The organism is Paraburkholderia sp. SIMBA_054 (assembly GCF_046534875.1).
Lineage (GTDB): Bacteria > Pseudomonadota > Gammaproteobacteria > Burkholderiales > Burkholderiaceae > Paraburkholderia > Paraburkholderia hospita.
Map to the genome: position 1 here is coordinate 1 of NZ_JAWRXV010000600.1, position 282 is coordinate 282.

Here is a 282-nt window from a genome sequence, read left to right on the forward strand (position 1 = left end):
GCCGTCCCGCACTTCAACCGTTTTTCGCCGATCGCGATTGAAGGACTCGACCGCGCGATCATTCGCGGCTTGCAGGCGCGCGGTTTAAAGAGCGACGAAATCGCGCTGCTGCCGGATGGCGACGCATGGGTCGTGCTCGAATTCGGTTCGGACACGGTTGCCGACGCGCTCACGCAAGCGAACGACGCGGCTGCGTACTTCAAGTCAGGCGCGGCGGGCGCGGATATCAGCGGGCTTGTCGTCGAAGACAAGCACAAGCAGCAGAAGATCTGGTCGATACGC

The 282-nt window shown here is 62.4% G+C and carries 1 protein-coding gene; it reads left to right on the forward strand.

Annotated elements, in window-relative coordinates; translation table 11 throughout:
• A partial coding sequence (locus SB822_RS56500; RefSeq protein WP_410859027.1) for a hypothetical protein occupies positions 1–282 on the forward strand: 282 nt, incomplete at both ends.